Source organism: Campylobacter sp. MIT 97-5078, assembly GCF_006864455.1.
In the GTDB taxonomy this organism is placed as follows: Bacteria; Campylobacterota; Campylobacteria; order Campylobacterales; family Campylobacteraceae; genus Campylobacter_D.
Genome location: NZ_QHLK01000012.1, coordinates 14,580 through 30,710, shown reverse-complemented (window position 1 = coordinate 30,710; position 16,131 = coordinate 14,580). Strand labels below are relative to the sequence as shown.

Sequence of the window (16,131 nt, the reverse complement as noted above, 5' to 3'; positions counted from 1 at the left end):
TCCTTTTTTGAATTTATTGCGAGCATGCTGGTGCTGCATTTGGCACAGGTTGAACGGCCGCATTATCTGCTAAACCTTCTTTTTGCACCTTTTCTAAAAAGTCCCAAAGCTTATGAGCTGCTTCATCGTAACGTTTTGCACTTAAACTTTCGCTTTGATAAAAGCTTATCGGTTTGCCACTATCTCCACCTTCTCTTACATCTATTTCAAGTGGGATTTGAGCTAAAACTTCACAATTATATTCTTTAGCAAGCGCTTGCGTGCCTCCTTTACCAAAAATTTCATAGATTTTGCCATTATCAGGACATAAGAAGCCACTCATATTTTCGATGATACCAGCAATTGGAATGTGAAGTTTTTCAAACATATCTAAGGTTCTTTTACTATCATCAATTGAGACAAGTTGAGGTGTAGAAACGCAAATTCCAGCACTTACTGGCACGTTTTGAGCAAGGCTGATTTGTGCATCGCCAGTTCCGGGTGGCATATCAAATAAAAGCACATCAAGCTCGCTCCAAAGCACATCAGTTAAAAGCTGTTCAACTGCTTTCATAATCATCGCTCCACGCCAGATAAGTCCTTGTTCCTTAGCAACAAGCACGCCCATACTCATCATTTCTATGCCATGAGAAAGTATAGGTTTGATCTTATTTCCTGCAAGCTCGACTTTTGCATTATCTTGTCCCATCATTCTAGGGATATTTGGACCATAGATGTCAAGATCAAGCAAGCCTACTTTTTTACCCATTTTGGCTAGATTAATGGCTAAATTTAAAGTTGTGGTTGATTTGCCAACTCCACCTTTTCCGCTTGAAATCATCACGAAGTTTTGAATTTGTGGGGCTATGTTTTTACCACTTTGAGTGTTTGATTTTTCTTTAGGTGGTGCTGGGTGCTTGATCTCAAGTTTAAGCTCTTTTAAATTTAAGTCTTTTAAAGTGGCTTTGATATTCGTATCAAGTTCTTTGACAAAGTCTTCATTGGCTGAAAAAATTTCTACTACAAGACTTAAAATGCCATCTTCATAGTCGATTTTTTTCACACAATTAAAAGTGATAATATCCTTAGAAAAACCCGGATACTTCACGCTTTTAAGTTTTTCTTTAATCTTTTCTACCATTTTTTTCTCCTCATTTTGCATTTGAAATTTTACTCAAAAAAAATAAAATTTAGCTTTGCAATAGTGTATAATATAGTAACATAAAAATTTCTTCAAGGATAAAGTGTGTTAGAACTTTCTTTGATAATGCTCGCTGCTGGGAATTCTACGAGGTTTAATCTCCCTACAAAAAAGCAGTTTTTACGTATAAAAAGCGATCCTTTGTGGTTATATGTTACAAAAAAATTGAGTTCCTTTTATAGTTTTAAGAAGATTATTGTTGCTTCTAGTAATATTTCTTATATGAAAAAATTTGCTTCTCATTATGACTTTGTTCAAGGTGGAACAACAAGAGTACAGTCTTTAAAAAATGCACTTGAAAAGGTGCAAACACCTTGGGTTATGGTCAGTGATGTCGCAAGGGTTGATATTCCGCATAGCCTTTTTTTAAGGCTTGTTGAAAATGCTTTACATGCTGATTGCATTACTCCTGCTTTAAAAGTGGCTGATACAGCTTTGTATGCAAACGATGAGGCTTTGCAAAGAGAAAAGATCAAACTGATCCAAACCCCACAACTTTCACGCACAAGCTTGCTTCAAAAGGCTTTAAATTTAAACGCAGATTTTAGTGATGATAGCACAGCTATGAGTGCTGTGGGGGCTAAGATTTGGTTTGTTGAGGGCGATGAAAGGGCAAGAAAACTAACCTATAAAGAGGATTTAAGCAGTTTTAACCTCTTTGCACCTAGTGCTGAAGTCTTTAGTGGAAATGGTTTTGATGTGCATGAATTTGGCAAAAATAGGGCTTTGATCTTAGGTGGGATAAAAGTGCATGAGAGTATGGGCTTAAAGGCACATTCAGACGGCGATGTTATCGCTCATGCTTTAACAGATGCTTTGCTTGGAGCAGCGAGCTTAGGCGATATAGGAGAGTATTTTCCAGATACAGATAAGGCGTATAAAAATGCTGATTCTATGCAGCTTTTAAGTAAGGTTTATACCCTTGTAAAACAATACGGCTTTGAGCTTGTAAATGCTGATATTAGTGTTATCGCTCAAGCCCCAAAGCTTGGCGAGTTTAAGGCTTTAATTGCACAAAATATCGCCTCTTGCTTGGGCGTGAGTGAATTTAGGATCAATGTCAAAGCCACCACCACAGAAGGGCTAGGCTTTGTAGGGCGAAAAGAAGGAATCGCCGTTTTAGCGAGTGTGAATTTAAAATATTTTGATTGGACACAACTATGAAAGTTTTGATTGTTGAAAATGAGCTTTATCTTGCTCAAAGTATCTCAAATAAGCTAAGTGACATAGGTTATATTTGTAATATTATCACTCAAATAAAACAAGTGGATACAAATGCACATTATGATGTGATCTTACTCTCTACAAATACAGACGAATTTGAAAAAATAATCACACATTTTAAACAAAGTGTGATTGTGTTGTTGATCTCTTATATTAGCGTAGATACGGTTATAAGCCCTTTAAAAGCCGGGGCGAGTGATTATATACAAAAACCCTTTATGATAGAAGAGCTGATTCGAAAGATCAAGCACCATCAAGAATACAAAGCCTTGCAACTTTTAAATAAGTCCTTTTTAACTTATATCCAAACGCATCTAAAGAAAGCAAAAATTAAAAGTTTTGATTATAAAAAGCTTCAATTGCCTTTGATTTTAAAAACTTTTAAGCAAGTAAATGCCGATGCTTTTGTATTTCACTACCTTAAAACACACCAGCTTAAATTTTCTTGCATTGATTTAAGTGAAGTAAGCAGTGTGGATAAAATTCTTAAATACGCAAATGATAAAACCTTGCTCTTTTTAGTGAATTTTCAAAGCCTCAAAGCTGATGAAAAAGAAAAATTACTCGCTGAATGCAAAAATAAAAAAGTGATTATTTACACAAATTCTGAACTCGATCTTGACATTAACATTAATACTATAGATCTTAATGACGGGGAAAAAAGCTTAGCAAACAATGAGATCTTAACCATAGATGAATATGTGAAATTTATCATTGCTCAATATCAAAATACCTTTCCAGATACCGATTTATCAAAAAGATTGGGCATTTCAAGAAAATCTCTTTGGGAAAAAAGGAAAAAATATGGACTCGCGAAGAAAAAGTAAAAATCTTACACTAACAAAAAGCGAATATGAAATTTTTTGCCTCATTAAAGCTGGAATGCTTGGCTCTTGCACGCATTTAATGAATGAAAAAGAAAGAGATGAGCTTGTTAAAACAGGTGGAGTAAAAGGTGAAAAATTTCCTTACGCATTGACTTTTTCTTCAGTTAAAAGCGATCAAATATTTCAGCAAGTTCAAATAGGACAAGTGCTTGATTTGTATTGTGAAAAAAAGCTTGTAGGACAGATCAAGGTTGAAAGCAAATTTAAAAACGATAAAAGCTTAAATAATATTTTTTCATCAAACACTTGCTCACTTGAAGGTTTGGGCGAAATTTGTATAGGTGGAGAATTTGAGCTTTTTGAATCAAAAATAGAACAATCAAAACAAGAATTTCTTCACCTTAAAAAAACCTTAAATGCTAGAAGTATCACTGCTATAGTTTCAAGTTTTGATCCTTTACACAGAGGACATGAACGCATTTTTCGCTGGACTATAGACAAAGCAGATTTAGTTGTGGTGTTTTTGATCGAATCTTATGAAGAAAATGGGTTTGATTTTGAACTTAAACATAAATTTGTGCAAAGCTTTATTCAGCAATACATACCAAAAGAACGCGTTTTTGTCTTTCCTTTAAAGGACATTGCGATCTTTCACGCACACTTAAATCCCAAACTTGAAGGCATTATAGCAAAAAGCTTAAATTGCACTAAAATCGTCGTTGGACAAAATCATACTGGACTTGGAATGTTTTTTGATAATAATATCCCAAAAACCATGCTTGATGAATTTGCGAAGGATTATGGTATCGAGGTTGTTGTGTTGCCCGAGTTTGTGTTTTGTGAAAAATGCAAAGTTGCAGTGAGCATAAAATCCTGCCCACATGGCTCTCATCATCATATCAAATTCAATTCCGCCTCGCTTAAAAGTCTTTTAAGGCTTGGTATTATCCCACCACCTGTGTTTATGAGACGTGAAATTTCTTTTATTATCCTAGCTCATCTTTTTCCAAATCGCTTTAAACATATGCAAAAATTATATAATGATCTTTTTGCTACTCAAGGCATTATTGAAGAGCGAAAAGATGAGGAGTTTTACGCTCAACTTTTAAAACTCTATCAAATCACTTATATGGTGTAGCATATGCAAAAATGTTTTTTAACTTTTTTTTATGTGGGTTTAGTCAAATTTGCACCCGGCACTTTTGGAAGTTTGGCTGCTTTGGTACCTGCTTTTTTGATTTTAAGATATTTAAGTGTTGAGACTTTGTTTTTGCTTTCTTTTCTCATTTTTGTGTTTTCTATAAATATCATTAATGATTATGAAAAAAAGACAAATACTCATGACTCAAAGCATATCGTTATCGATGAAGTAGCTGGCGTGTTTTTAGCGGCCTCGCTTGCTGCTTGGGCTGAAAATTCGCTTTTCAGCCTTTTTTTAGCTTTTGCACTATTTCGCTTTTTTGACATTATGAAACCTTCTGTGATAGGTAAGCTTGATAAAAATGTCAAAGGCGGACTTGGCGTGATGAGTGATGATATGCTTGCCGGGCTTTTTGCTGGGTTTTTAAGTGCTGTGATCTATGGCTTTGGTTTGAAATTTGAGCTTTTAAGCTGGGATATAGCCTTAAATGAAATTTTTTAGATAAAAAGCATTTTTCTTTTACTTTTTAATGAAAAATTCAATTTAAATAATATAAAATAAAAGCTTTAATTTTTAGAAAGGACAAAAAATAAATGGCAAATCACAAATCAGCCGAAAAAAGAGCAAGACAAACCATCAAAAGAACAGAAAGAAATAGATACTACCGAACAAGGCTTAAAAATATTACAAGAGCCGTAAGAGAAGCAGCTGAACAAAACGATAAAAATGCAGCTAATGAAGCTTTGAAAATAGCCAATAAAAGTATTCATTCTATGGTAAGTAGAGGCTTTTTGAAAAAGCAAACTGCTTCACGCCGTGTAAGCAGACTTGTCCTTTTAGTGAATAAAATCGCTTAAGTTTTTATGCTCGCAAGCAAACTTCAACCCTTTCTCAAACGCTATGAAGAGCTTCAAAGTCTTCTTAGCGATGCAAGCGTGATGAATGATATCACTAAGGTAACAGCTCTTTCAAAAGAACAAAAGGGTATTCAAGCTCTTGTTTTCAAAGCCAAAGAATACCTTGACACACTGAAAAATATAGATGAAAATAAAAATTTACTTAGCGATAATGAGCTTGGCGAACTTGCCAAAGAAGAACTTAAAAGCTTAGAACCTCTAAAAATCAAGCTTGAAGAAGAGCTTAAAATCTTACTTTTACCAAAAGATAAAAATGATGAAAAAAATATCTTTTTAGAAATTAGAGCTGGCACAGGTGGAGATGAAGCAGCTTTATTTGTAGGGGATTTGATCAAAGCGTATGCAAGATATGCTGAGTTAAGAGACTATAAAATGGAAATTGTAAGCTCAAGCGAAGGAAGTGTTGGAGGCTTTAAAGAAATTATCGTTTTAATCAAAGGTGAAGGGGCTTTTTCTCGTCTTAAATACGAAGGTGGCACGCATAGAGTGCAAAGGGTGCCACAAACTGAATCTCAAGGTAGAGTGCATACTTCAGCCATAACTGTAGCTGTTATGCCAGAACTTGATGAAATAGAAATTGAGATCAGCGAAAAAGATTTAAAAATCGATGTTATGCGAAGTAGCGGACATGGGGGACAAAGCGTAAATACTACAGATAGTGCGGTGCGTATCACGCATTTGCCAACAGGTTTGGTTGTGGTAAATCAAGACGGCAAATCCCAGCACAAAAACAAAGAAGCAGCGATGAAAGTGCTAAGAGCAAGGCTTTATGATATTCATGAGCAAGAAAGACTTGCAAAAGAAAGTCAAGACAGAAAATCTCAAGTTGGTAGCGGAGATAGAAGCGAACGCATACGAACTTATAATTTTCCGCAAAACAGAATCAGCGATCATCGTATCAATCTTACTCTTTATAGGCTTGATCAAATTATGGAAAACGGGACATTTGATGAGATCATAGAGCCTTTAATCACGCATTTTCAAGCCCTTGCTTTAGAAGAAAACGGACTTTAATCACAAAAAGCATAAAAACTGAAATTCATTGAGCTTTTTTTTCAACTATTGGCTAAATAAATGTTATGATTAAAGCTAAGGAGTTTAAAATGAAAGTATTTTTGAGTGTAGTAAGTTTTATTTTCTTTTTTATAGCTTGCTCAGGCGAGAAAAACACAGAACAAAGTGCCTTTACAAATCCTTTTACTCTTGAAAAAAATCAAGGAATTTTTTATTTTATGCAGGGTAAATTAGGCGAAAAGGAGCAAAAACTCTATCTTAGTATAGAGCAAAAAACTGAGGGAAATTTAAGCGTGAATGCTTCTTTGCTTGGTGACAAGGAATTATATTTTTCAGGCTTTTTAAAAGACGATAATACAAGTTTTGTGTTGCACGCCCAAAATACACAAGAAAAAGATATCATCGAAGGGCAAATCAGCTTTGATACGCTTTTTATCCCTACAATAGAAGCGAATGTAACTCAGGCAAAACAGCAAATCCCAGCTCATTTTATGCTCGCTCAAAATAAAGTCAATGTTTTTGATTTTGTTGAGAATACAGCTCAAGAAAAAAAGAGTGTTGATGGAGCAAGTTTTACAAGCACTTTAAGCGATGAGGGCTTTTTAATTCCTTCAAATTCAAAACTTAGCCTTGAAGCAATTGCAAGGATCAATCAAAAAATAGGTTTAAGTGCTCAAAATATCAAAGAACTTCAAGCAAAACTTATGAAAATCCAGCAAGAAAAATTTGCCAAAGAAGAAAAATTTTCTTTTTATACCGAGCATATCAACTCGCTAAGTCCTTATTATATAGATGATAAAATTTTGGTATTTAGCTCTTTAGAGTATGTGTATTTAGGTGGTGCTCATGGTATACCTCATCTTAGTTCTTTAATCTTTTCTTTGCAAGATGGGAGCGAAATTTCAGGAAAAAGCAAGGATTTGTTTGAAAATACGAGTGATGAGGCTTTGCTAAATCTTGTGCTTGAAGCTTTAAGCGTATATAATGAAACAAGTTCTTTTAAAGATACGCAAGGTGTAAAACGTTTTATAGAGTGGGACGATAAAAACAAAAATGGTTTTGTAGCTTTACCAGAAAACTTTTTCATTACTGAAAAAGGTGTTGAGTTTGTGTATCAGCCTTATGAGATCGCTTCTTTTGCAGAAGGACATATCAGCATTTATATAGCTTTTGATAAACTCGCTCCTTTTGTGAAAAAAGGCTCGCCTTTAGCGTATCTTTTTAAACAAAAAAGATAATATTTAGAATTTGTGATAAGCGTTTAGCTTCTCTTTTGAGCTGTATAACTTGCTTATCAATAAGTGCTTTTCTTGTTTAAAAGGCTTTTGAGTAATTTGGGCTATATAATAAAATGCCAAAATTTAAAGTTTATCTTGCCTCAAACTGATTTGAGCTTAGTAAGAGGCTACTTAAAAGCTCTTTGCTAAAACTTAGAGCTTGAGTGTTAAGTTTATTTAAAAATTTATCAAATGCGTTTAGCTCTTTCCAGCTTGGATTTTCTACTTTTGCTAGCTCTTCTACTCTTTTTTTGGCTGTTTCAAGATTGCCTAATTCATCGATTAAGCCTAGCTTTCTAGCTTGATCTGATAAAAATACTCTTGCATTCGCCCATTTATCTTTTTCTTCAAGCTTCAAATTTCGCTCTTTTGCTACAAATTCAGTAAAAAGTTCATAGCTTTGAGTGATAAGCTCTTGTAAATATGCCCTTTCTTGCTCGCTCCAAGCCCTTGTAAAAGTGCCTGCTTCTTTGTATTTGCCAGCCTTTATCACTTGAGGTTTTATTCCAAGTTTATTCGCAAGCTCACTTAAATCAGCTCCTTGCATGATAACGCCTATAGAGCCGATAAAAGAAGCAGGATTTGCGATGATCTCATTTGCACCAACTCCGGCTAAATAACTTCCGCTTGCCATAGTTCCACTTGCATACACTACTACAGGCTTTTTGGCTTGCAAGTCTTTTACAGCCAAAGCAAGTTCCATACTTGGAGCAAAAAGCCCACCCGGACTATCGATGATAAAAAGCACACCTTTGATATTTTCATCATCTTTAAGTTTGTTAAGTGCCTCAAGAGTGGTATTGACATTAATGATTTCACCGCTTAATTCGACTTTGGCAAGATTATTTAAAGAAGCTTTTGAATTAAAACTTGGCAAGATGATTAATGCAATGATAAATAAAAACACAAAGGTTTTAAAGTAAGTATTTATATATCTTATACACGCACCAAATGACTTAAAAATGGACTTTAAAAACTGCATTCTTTTCCTTTAATAAAAATTTTTTCAACTTTTTTTGCATTTAAGATAAACTGCAAGGCAAGTTGTTTAAGCTCACATTCTTCTACTTTAAACACGCTTATATCAGCTACTTTACCTGCTTTTAGCTCGCCAAGCTCTAAATTTAAGGCTTTAGCTGGCTTTGAAGTTGCCATTAAAAGCAATTCTTTAGCCAAATTCTCAGGCTTAAAATCCTGATGAATAAGCAAATTTGCCCTCATTTCATCAAGCATAGACAAAGAGATATTTGAGCTAAGCCCATCAGTGCCAAGATGCACGCTCATACCGGCTTTTAAAGCTTTTTTGAGTGAAAATTTTGCCTTACTTAGCAAGCGGTTTGAAACAGCACAATGCGTGATAAAATGTAAGTTTTTATCAAAATGGCTAAAGTCTTTTACATAGACACAATGTGTAAAAAGCGTTCTTACTTCTTTAAATAGCTCTAAAAAGCTTTGAGGACTAAATTTTGGCTTTGGACTTGGCTCAAAAAAGCGTAAGTATTTTTCAAAGCTTTTGCCTTTGTGATGAAGCCATTTAAATTCATGATCGCTTTCTAAAAAATGCGTGCTTACAAGCAGGTCGTATTTTTTAGCTAAATCAAGGGCAAATAAAGCTAAGTCCTTGTTTAAAGAGTAGGGCGAATGTAAAGAAATCGCTGGTATAAAATTTTCATTTTTATGCTCTAAACTTGAATAAAATCGCTTAAGAAATTCTTGTTTTTTGCTCTCATTTGCGTTTTCATTGACGCCTAAAATTTCATTAAAAAATACTACACGCATAGGACTTTTTACGCAAGCTATAAGATCGCTTGCAAAGCTTGAAATTTCTCCAATCGTTGCTGTGCCACTTTCAAGCATTGAACGCATGGTATTTAAGATAAGTTTTTCTTTGGCTTTTTGGCTTAAATTTGAGCGAGAATGAATTACGCTTTTAAGCCACACTAAAAAGTCTCCATAATGCAAAGTATAAGAGTTTGCACTAAATTCTAAATGCGTGTGTGGGTTGATAAAAGCAGGCAGTATAAGCGAATTTGGCGGGGTTTGAATGAGTTTTGCTTGAGGGTATTTTAAAGCCAACTTTTCAAATTCACCAAGTTCAACGATCCTTTCATCAAAGCACAAAGCTTTATTTTCAAGGATATTAAAGGCTTCATCACAAACAAATATATATCTTGCTTTTATCAAAAACATTATTTAACCTTAATTTAAAAGTTAAATTCTAGCAAAAATTTGGTTTTCTTTTGCTATAATATAGACTAAAATTTTATAAATGATGAGGTAAATTTATGAAAATCATGGTGATTCAAGGTCCAAATCTTAATATGCTAGGGCTTCGTGAAACAGCGATTTATGGTGCGATGAAAATGGAAGAAATTCACGAACAAATGAAAATCGCTGCTTCGCAAAATAGCGTAGAGATAGACTTTTTTCAAAGTAATTTTGAAGGCGAGATCGTCGATAAAATTCAAGAATGCCTAGGCACATTTGACGGCATAGTTTTAAACGCAGGAGCTTATACACATACTTCAGTGGCTATTCGTGATGCGATTTCAGCTGTAGCTTTGCCTGTGATTGAGGTGCATATCTCAAATATTTATCGCAGAGAGGAATTTCGTCATAAAAGCCTAATTGCTCCTGTTTGTGCTGGTTCTATAGTGGGTTTTGGTGCTTTTGGTTATCATTTGGCTTTAATGGGTGTTTTGCAAATTTGTGATCAGCTTGAAAAACTTAAAGCTGCAAATAATAACTAAAAAATGATCAAGCTAAAAGGTGCAAAAAGTCTGCAAACAAGCACTTTTTTTCCTTTTAGTTCAAAAGAAAAATTAGGATATGGGAGGTATTTTGCTCTTGTTGGCTTGGGATCAAATATAAGCGATGAAAAAAAGCGTTTTGATCGTCTTTTTCGCTTTTTGATAAACGATAAAAGGATACGAGTTCTTCAAAGTTCATCTTTGCTGATTAATAAAGCCTTTGGTTTTGAGGCACAAAAGGATTTTACAAATGCTGTGATATTGGTGCAAACGCCACTTCACGCAAAGGCTTTGTTAAAAATTTTGTTGTATTATGAGTTTAAATTTAAACGAAAAAGAACTTTTAAAAACGCTCCTCGCACGCTTGATTTGGATTTGTTATATTTTAGCCAAAAAGTAGGAGCTAATGAGCGTTGCGTCGTGCCTCATGTAGGTGCGAAAGAAAGATTAAGCGTAATCTTGCCCTTGGGCGAATTAAACGAAAGGAGAGTTTGTGGGACAACTCATTCATACTTTTACCGTTGAAGATACTGATGAGATCATACCTAAGGTAAAACAAGACTTTGGCGATGAAGCGATGATCGTAACACATAAGCAAATCAAAGCCAAAACTTTAACTCAAAAGCCTTTGTATGAAGTTGTTGTAGCTGTTGATGAAAAAGACTATGAAGAACACCTTAAAAAACTTGGTAAAACGCCAGTTAAAAAAAGTCCAAGTGGGGCAAGCTCAAGCACTAAGCCTGCTGAAGTTAGACAAGAAAAGAATTTCAAGCAACCAAAACGAGATGATGATGTAATTTTGGATTTTTCAAACAAAGCAGAATTGATGAAAAATAAAGCTTATGCCGCTGCTTATAATGCTCCGCAAAATAGTAAAAACAAGCTTGAAAGTTTTAAAGAAAGACTTTCTGAGGTTAGCTCTGAAATTTCAAAAGTTGCAAATGTAGATGAGATGCTAAAGCCAAGTTTTGATGCAAATTATGATAAAAAAATTCAAAGTTTTGAAAAGCAGATTAATAAACTCAGTGAAAAAGTAAGTCTCATCATCGATATGATGTGGGAAGATAAAGCTCAACTGCATAATAACATCATCATTCCACCTGAGTTTGCAAGCATTTATAAGCAAACCAAAGAAAGTGGCATGAAAGAAGAGCATGTAGAAGCTATTATGAAAGCAACGGTTGAAAATATGCCAGTTTCAATGAAAACAAATCCAGAAGCCGTTTCAAGGTATTTTTATTCTTTGCTTAGAAATATGCTTCCGGTGCGAGCTGAAAAAGAGATCAAAAAGCAAAAGATTATGATGCTTGTAGGACCAACTGGTGTTGGCAAAACTACGACTTTAGCAAAACTTGCTTTTCGTTACGCGTATGGAGATAAACGCTATAAAACAGGCATTATCACGCTTGATACTTATAGAATCGGTGCGGTAGAGCAACTTTTTCAATATGCAAAAATGATGAAACTGCCTATCATTGATAGTATAGAGCCAAAAGATTTAGATGAAGCGATTAAGAGCTTAAATTACTGCGAAGTGATTTTGGTAGATACTATAGGTAATTCACAATACGATCAAAGCAAGCTTGCTAAAACAAAAGAGTTTTTATCGCATTCTAATGCCGACATTGATGTAAATTTAGTTATTTCAGCTAATACCAAGTTTGAGGATTTAATGGAAGTGTATAAAAACTTTTCAGAGTCTTTAAATGTTGATACGCTCATCATTACTAAATTTGATGAAACAAAAGTCTTTGGAAATATCTTTTCACTCATTTATGACACCAATATCCCAATGAGCTTTTTTTCAATAGGACAAGAAGTGCCTGATGATTTGGAGCCTGCAAGCGGAGAATTTTTGGTAAAATGTGTTTTAGAAGGTTTTAAAAGGAAAAGCGATGAATAATCAAGCCAATAAATTAAAAAATTTAATGAATGAAAACAAAGCTCAAAAGCATAAAGGCACGCATTTTGTAGCTATAACAAGCGGCAAGGGTGGAGTTGGTAAAAGCACAATCAGTGCAAATTTAGCTAATGTTTTGAGTAAAAATGGCTATAAAGTAGGGTTATTTGATGCTGATATAGGTTTGGCAAATTTAGATGTGATTTTAAATGTTAGAATAAGCAAAAATCTTCTTCATGTGTTAAGAGGTGAATGCTCACTTGAAGATATACTCATAGAAGTAAAACCAAATTTATGGCTTATACCGGGTGAAAGTGGTGATGAAATTTTAAAATACAATGATAAAAATATCTATGAAAGATTTTTAAATCAAGCTAGTATTTTAGATGGACTTGACTTTCTTATCATTGACACGGGTGCTGGTATAGGTGGGTCTATACAGCATTTTTTAGAAATGGCTGATGAGGTTATAGTCGTAACTGTGCCTGATCCAGCTGCTATCACAGATGCATATGCGACGATAAAAGCTACTTCAAAAACCAAAGAAAATTTACTCATGCTTTTTAATTCTGTAAAAAGTGAAAATGAAGCTTTAAAGGTGTTTGAAAATATCAAAAAGGTAGCTGATTTAAATATCAAAAATCCTCTTAATTTAGAATTCATAGGCTCTTTAAATGCAAGTAAAGATGTGAGCAATAGCATTAAAAAAAGAACACTTTTTACTGATGAAAATTCACTTGCTAGTGATGAGTTTAAAGCTCTAGCCTCTAAGCTTTTGTATAGATTGGAACAAAAAGTGCTTGATCAAACGCAAAACAGAAGTTTTTCAAATTTCTTTAAGAGGATAATTGAAAGATTTTGAGCTAAGATTGAAGGAATACAATTATGAGACCAATGCCCGAGAATTTTGTAGCCTTTTTTACCGTTTGTGGATTTTTTATAGGGCTTGCTTTTAGTGTAGTAAGTATTGAAGGGGCTTTTGAGATTGTTGCTTTTACTTGTTTAATTACCTTTGCTTTTTATGTGCTTGTGCATATTTCTATTATGAATTTTATCGATGTTACAAAAATAAGTGGCAGAGTCTTTAACAAAACTCAATACGAAGAAACAAGCAATACTATTATTAACGATCTTTCCATTCGTGAAAAGAAAATGGAACACTTGCTTGAAAAGCTTAATGAAGAGCGTGTAGAGCTTAAGAAAAATGAAGCCAAAGAAAGACGCAAGAATGCTAAAAAACGCCCAGCCTAATCCTTATGCTACTTTGCTCAAAAAAGAGCAAGATGAGCTTGTCGTAGCGTATATGCCAGCTCTTCGTGCTATGGCATTTCGCCTTAAAGAACGTTTGCCAAGCAGTATTGATGTGAATGATCTTATTAGTATAGGCGTTGAAGAGATGATTAAGCTTTCGCGTCGCTATGATAAAGATCAAAATGATAGCTTTTGGGGTTATGCTAAAAAGCGTGTGAATGGGGCTATGCTTGATTATCTAAGAAGTCTTGATGTGATGAGTCGTAATAACCGCAAGATCATCAAAGAAATGGATACTTTGATCGACGAATATTATCAAGAACACGAAGAAGAGCCAGATGATGCATATCTTGCAAAAAAACTTGATCTTGATTTAGAAAAGATAAAAGACGCAAGAGCAGCCCATGCGATCAGTTATGTTTTACCTCTTGATGAACAGATTAATTGCTATAGCGAAGATGACACTATTGAAAAGATAGAAAAAGATGTTTTGCTTGAGAAGATTAGCGAAATTTTAGAAGGCTTAAAAGAAAGAGAGCAGCTCATCATCCAGCTTTACTATTATGAAGAGCTGAATTTAAAAGAGATTAGTGAGGTTTTACAGATTAGCGAAAGTAGAATTTCTCAAATTCATAAAAAACTTCTAAAAAAGCTTAGAGAAAGGCTAGGAAATGGCTGAGATATTATCCCAAGAAGAAATTGATGCCCTGCTTGAAGTCGTTGATGATAGCAGTTCAAATATAGGCACTCATGGTGGGAGCGAAAAAGATGAGCGAAACGTCGTCGTTTATGATTTCAAACGTCCAAACAGAGTCTCAAAAGAACAGCTTCGTTCCATAAAAGGCATACACGATAAGCTTGCAAGAAATCTTGCTTCTCAAATTTCATCAATGATGAGAAGTATAGTTGAGATCAAGCTTCATTCAGTCGATCAGATGACTTATGGTGAGTTTTTGATGAGCTTACCAAGCCCAACAAGCTTTAATGTTTTTTCTATAAAGCCACTTGATGGAAACTGCGTTTTAGAGATTAATCCTAGCATAGCTTTTCCTATGATAGATAGGCTTTTAGGCGGACAAGGCGATAGTTATGAAACCTTAAGAGAACTTACTGATATAGAGCTTAATTTGCTTGATAGTATTTTACGTATCATTATGCAAAGACTCAAAGAAAGTTGGGCAACGGTAACTGAAATTTATCCAAGTGTTGAAGCTAAAGAAAGTAGTCCAAATGTCGTGCAAATCGTTGCACAAAATGAAATCGTTATCATGGTGGTTATGGAGATTATCATTGGAAATTCAAGTGGTATGGTCAATATCTGCTATCCAGTAGTGCATTTAGAAAGTATTTTAAGTCGTTTGGCAAATAGAGATATAATGATGGGTGAAACTTCAGCCAAAAAGTCAAGAAACAAAGAGCTAAAAACGCTCATAGGACGTGCCGAGGTAGTGTATGAGGCGATTTTAGGCAAAACCTTAATCAGCGTTGATGAGTTTTTAGAACTTAAACAAGGCGATATTTTAAGGCTTGACAGGGAAGCTGATGATAAGGCTATCGTGTCTATCGATAAAAAAGATGTGTTCTTAGCACAAATTGGCTTACATCGCTTCAGAAAAAGCATCAAAATCATCGAACTTATCCGCACCGATAAAGACGAGATTAAAGAACTTCTTGAAAAATATGAAGACGAAAGAAGAGCAAAAGCTAGCGTTTATGATGAGAGTGAAGCTACAGAGGAAGAAGAGGAAATACTATGATCAATGATTTTTTGAAATTTTTTACAAACGAGGCAACAAGCACGATTGAAGGGCTTACAGGCAAATCAGCTGAATTTAGCGAATACCAAGAATTTGATGTCAATGCTCAAGATTCTATGAATCCACCTTTGGTGCGAGCGATTTTTAATGTTAGCACGGGTGGGAAATTTGGCATTTTAGCTAGCACAGTTTTAATGAGCGCCATTGGCGAATGGATGATGGGCGAGGAAGAAATTTCTAAAAACAATCAGCTTAATTCTGATGAAATGGACGCTGCTAAAGAAGCGATACTTAATATTATCTCAGCCTTTTCAACCACACTTGGTGCACAAAAAGAGCTAACTAAAATGGACTTTGAACTTGAAAGTTGTGATTTTGTAGCGGATAATTTGGATTTAAAAGATTTTTATAAGCTGTATTTTTTCGACGTTAAAATCACTGATTTGGACGAAAAAATCGCCTTGATTATGGACGAAAAGCTTTACATAAGCCTTGATAGAAAAGCCACTATAGAAAGCGTGAGCGAAAGTGCTAACCAAGAAACACAAAGCAAGCTTGCAAGCGTAGCAGAGGAGCTTAAAAATATCAACCTCATTATGGATGTGCGTTTGCCAATCCGCGTTCGCATAGGTAACAAAAAAATGCTTTTAAAAGATGTTTTAACTATGGATATAGGTTCAGTTGTTGAGCTTAACCAGCTTGCTAACGATCCTTTAGAAATCCTCATCGGTGATAAAAGAGTGGCGTATGGAGAAGTTGTCATCGTAGATGGGAATTTTGGCGTGCAAATCACTGAAATAGGCACAAAAAAAGAAAGACTTGAGCAACTAAGATAATAAATTTTTATACTATTAAATTTATATAGTATAAAAAGTATTATATTTTAGGCTTGT

Annotated in this window: 18 protein-coding genes; 15 read left to right on the top strand and 3 right to left on the bottom strand. The window is 34.6% G+C overall.

The features are described 5' to 3' along the window. Positions 1-13: 13 nt before the first annotated feature. On the bottom strand, positions 14-1,120 hold the full coding sequence (locus tag DMB91_RS06870) for an Mrp/NBP35 family ATP-binding protein (RefSeq protein WP_034903344.1): 1,107 nt from the start codon (positions 1,118-1,120) through the stop codon (positions 14-16). A gap of 105 nt (positions 1,121-1,225) precedes the next feature. Here DMB91_RS06870 and DMB91_RS06865 point away from each other — a divergent pair, with 105 nt between their 5' ends. From DMB91_RS06865 to DMB91_RS06835, 7 genes are all read left to right on the top strand, one after another. Further along, on the top strand, positions 1,226-2,344 hold the full coding sequence (locus tag DMB91_RS06865) for a bifunctional 2-C-methyl-D-erythritol 4-phosphate cytidylyltransferase/2-C-methyl-D-erythritol 2,4-cyclodiphosphate synthase (protein WP_034903348.1): 1,119 nt from the start codon (positions 1,226-1,228) through the stop codon (positions 2,342-2,344). Next, a complete protein-coding gene (locus DMB91_RS06860) occupies positions 2,341-3,231 on the top strand; it encodes a response regulator (RefSeq protein WP_034903350.1) in 891 nt (296 codons plus the stop codon). The genes DMB91_RS06865 and DMB91_RS06860 overlap by 4 nt, the downstream gene beginning before the upstream one ends. Continuing rightward, positions 3,209-4,369 carry a sulfate adenylyltransferase gene (locus tag DMB91_RS06855; RefSeq protein WP_034903353.1) on the top strand — a complete coding sequence of 387 codons (1,161 nt, stop codon included), beginning with the start codon at positions 3,209-3,211 and terminating at the stop codon, positions 4,367-4,369. The genes DMB91_RS06860 and DMB91_RS06855 overlap by 23 nt, the downstream gene beginning before the upstream one ends. A gap of 3 nt (positions 4,370-4,372) precedes the next feature. Next, the gene (locus DMB91_RS06850) at positions 4,373-4,873 is read left to right on the top strand and encodes a phosphatidylglycerophosphatase A (protein ID WP_034903356.1); all 501 of its coding nucleotides are present in this window, start codon (positions 4,373-4,375) and stop codon (positions 4,871-4,873) included. Between the two features lie 92 nt (positions 4,874-4,965). Then, positions 4,966-5,229 (top strand): 30S ribosomal protein S20, encoded by a 264-nt coding sequence (gene rpsT, locus DMB91_RS06845; protein ID WP_034903359.1) that lies wholly within the window; start codon positions 4,966-4,968, stop codon positions 5,227-5,229. 6 nt (positions 5,230-5,235) lie between these two features. Further along, a complete protein-coding gene (gene prfA, locus DMB91_RS06840) occupies positions 5,236-6,303 on the top strand; it encodes a peptide chain release factor 1 (RefSeq protein ID WP_034903361.1) in 1,068 nt (355 codons plus the stop codon). Between the two features lie 89 nt (positions 6,304-6,392). After that, a complete protein-coding gene (locus DMB91_RS06835; RefSeq protein ID WP_034903364.1) occupies positions 6,393-7,541 on the top strand; it encodes a DUF3298 and DUF4163 domain-containing protein in 1,149 nt (382 codons plus the stop codon). A 130-nt stretch (positions 7,542-7,671) separates the two neighbouring features. On the opposite strand, the gene sppA is transcribed toward DMB91_RS06835, so the two are convergent. Both sppA and DMB91_RS06825 read right to left on the bottom strand, forming a co-directional pair. Next, positions 7,672-8,562: a signal peptide peptidase SppA gene (gene sppA, locus DMB91_RS06830; RefSeq protein WP_034903366.1), complete on the bottom strand. Its 891-nt coding sequence runs from the start codon at positions 8,560-8,562 to the stop codon at positions 7,672-7,674. After that, entirely contained in the window at positions 8,550-9,770 is a 1,221-nt protein-coding gene (locus tag DMB91_RS06825) for a metal-dependent hydrolase (protein WP_034903370.1), read from the bottom strand. Before DMB91_RS06825 ends, sppA begins: the two co-directional genes overlap by 13 nt. A 95-nt stretch (positions 9,771-9,865) precedes the next feature. On the opposite strand from DMB91_RS06825, the gene aroQ reads away from it, so the two are divergent. Genes aroQ through fliY form a run of 8 tightly spaced genes read left to right on the top strand, consistent with a single transcriptional unit; the run spans position 9,866 to position 16,074 of the window. Then, entirely contained in the window at positions 9,866-10,330 is a 465-nt protein-coding gene (gene aroQ / locus DMB91_RS06820) for a type II 3-dehydroquinate dehydratase (RefSeq protein ID WP_034903373.1), read from the top strand. A gap of 3 nt (positions 10,331-10,333) precedes the next feature. Then, positions 10,334-10,855, top strand: coding sequence for a 2-amino-4-hydroxy-6-hydroxymethyldihydropteridine diphosphokinase (folK, locus tag DMB91_RS06815; RefSeq protein ID WP_034903375.1), 522 nt, complete (start codon positions 10,334-10,336; stop codon positions 10,853-10,855). Next, entirely contained in the window at positions 10,824-12,233 is a 1,410-nt protein-coding gene (gene flhF / locus DMB91_RS06810; protein WP_034903378.1) for a flagellar biosynthesis protein FlhF, read from the top strand. The genes folK and flhF overlap by 32 nt, the downstream gene beginning before the upstream one ends. Then, positions 12,226-13,092: a flagella biosynthesis ATPase FlhG gene (flhG, locus tag DMB91_RS06805; RefSeq protein WP_034903381.1), complete on the top strand. Its 867-nt coding sequence runs from the start codon at positions 12,226-12,228 to the stop codon at positions 13,090-13,092. Before flhF ends, flhG begins: the two co-directional genes overlap by 8 nt. Positions 13,093-13,124: 32 nt before the next feature. Beyond that, on the top strand, positions 13,125-13,481 hold the full coding sequence (locus DMB91_RS06800) for a hypothetical protein (protein ID WP_409513472.1): 357 nt from the start codon (positions 13,125-13,127) through the stop codon (positions 13,479-13,481). Beyond that, a complete protein-coding gene (locus DMB91_RS06795; RefSeq protein ID WP_034903388.1) occupies positions 13,459-14,160 on the top strand; it encodes an RNA polymerase sigma factor FliA in 702 nt (233 codons plus the stop codon). Before DMB91_RS06800 ends, DMB91_RS06795 begins: the two co-directional genes overlap by 23 nt. Next, positions 14,153-15,238, top strand: coding sequence for a flagellar motor switch protein FliM (fliM, locus tag DMB91_RS06790; protein ID WP_034903392.1), 1,086 nt, complete (start codon positions 14,153-14,155; stop codon positions 15,236-15,238). Before DMB91_RS06795 ends, fliM begins: the two co-directional genes overlap by 8 nt. Beyond that, positions 15,235-16,074 (top strand): flagellar motor switch protein FliY, encoded by an 840-nt coding sequence (gene fliY / locus DMB91_RS06785; RefSeq protein ID WP_034903396.1) that lies wholly within the window; start codon positions 15,235-15,237, stop codon positions 16,072-16,074. Before fliM ends, fliY begins: the two co-directional genes overlap by 4 nt. The last annotated feature ends 57 nt before the right edge of the window (positions 16,075-16,131 follow it).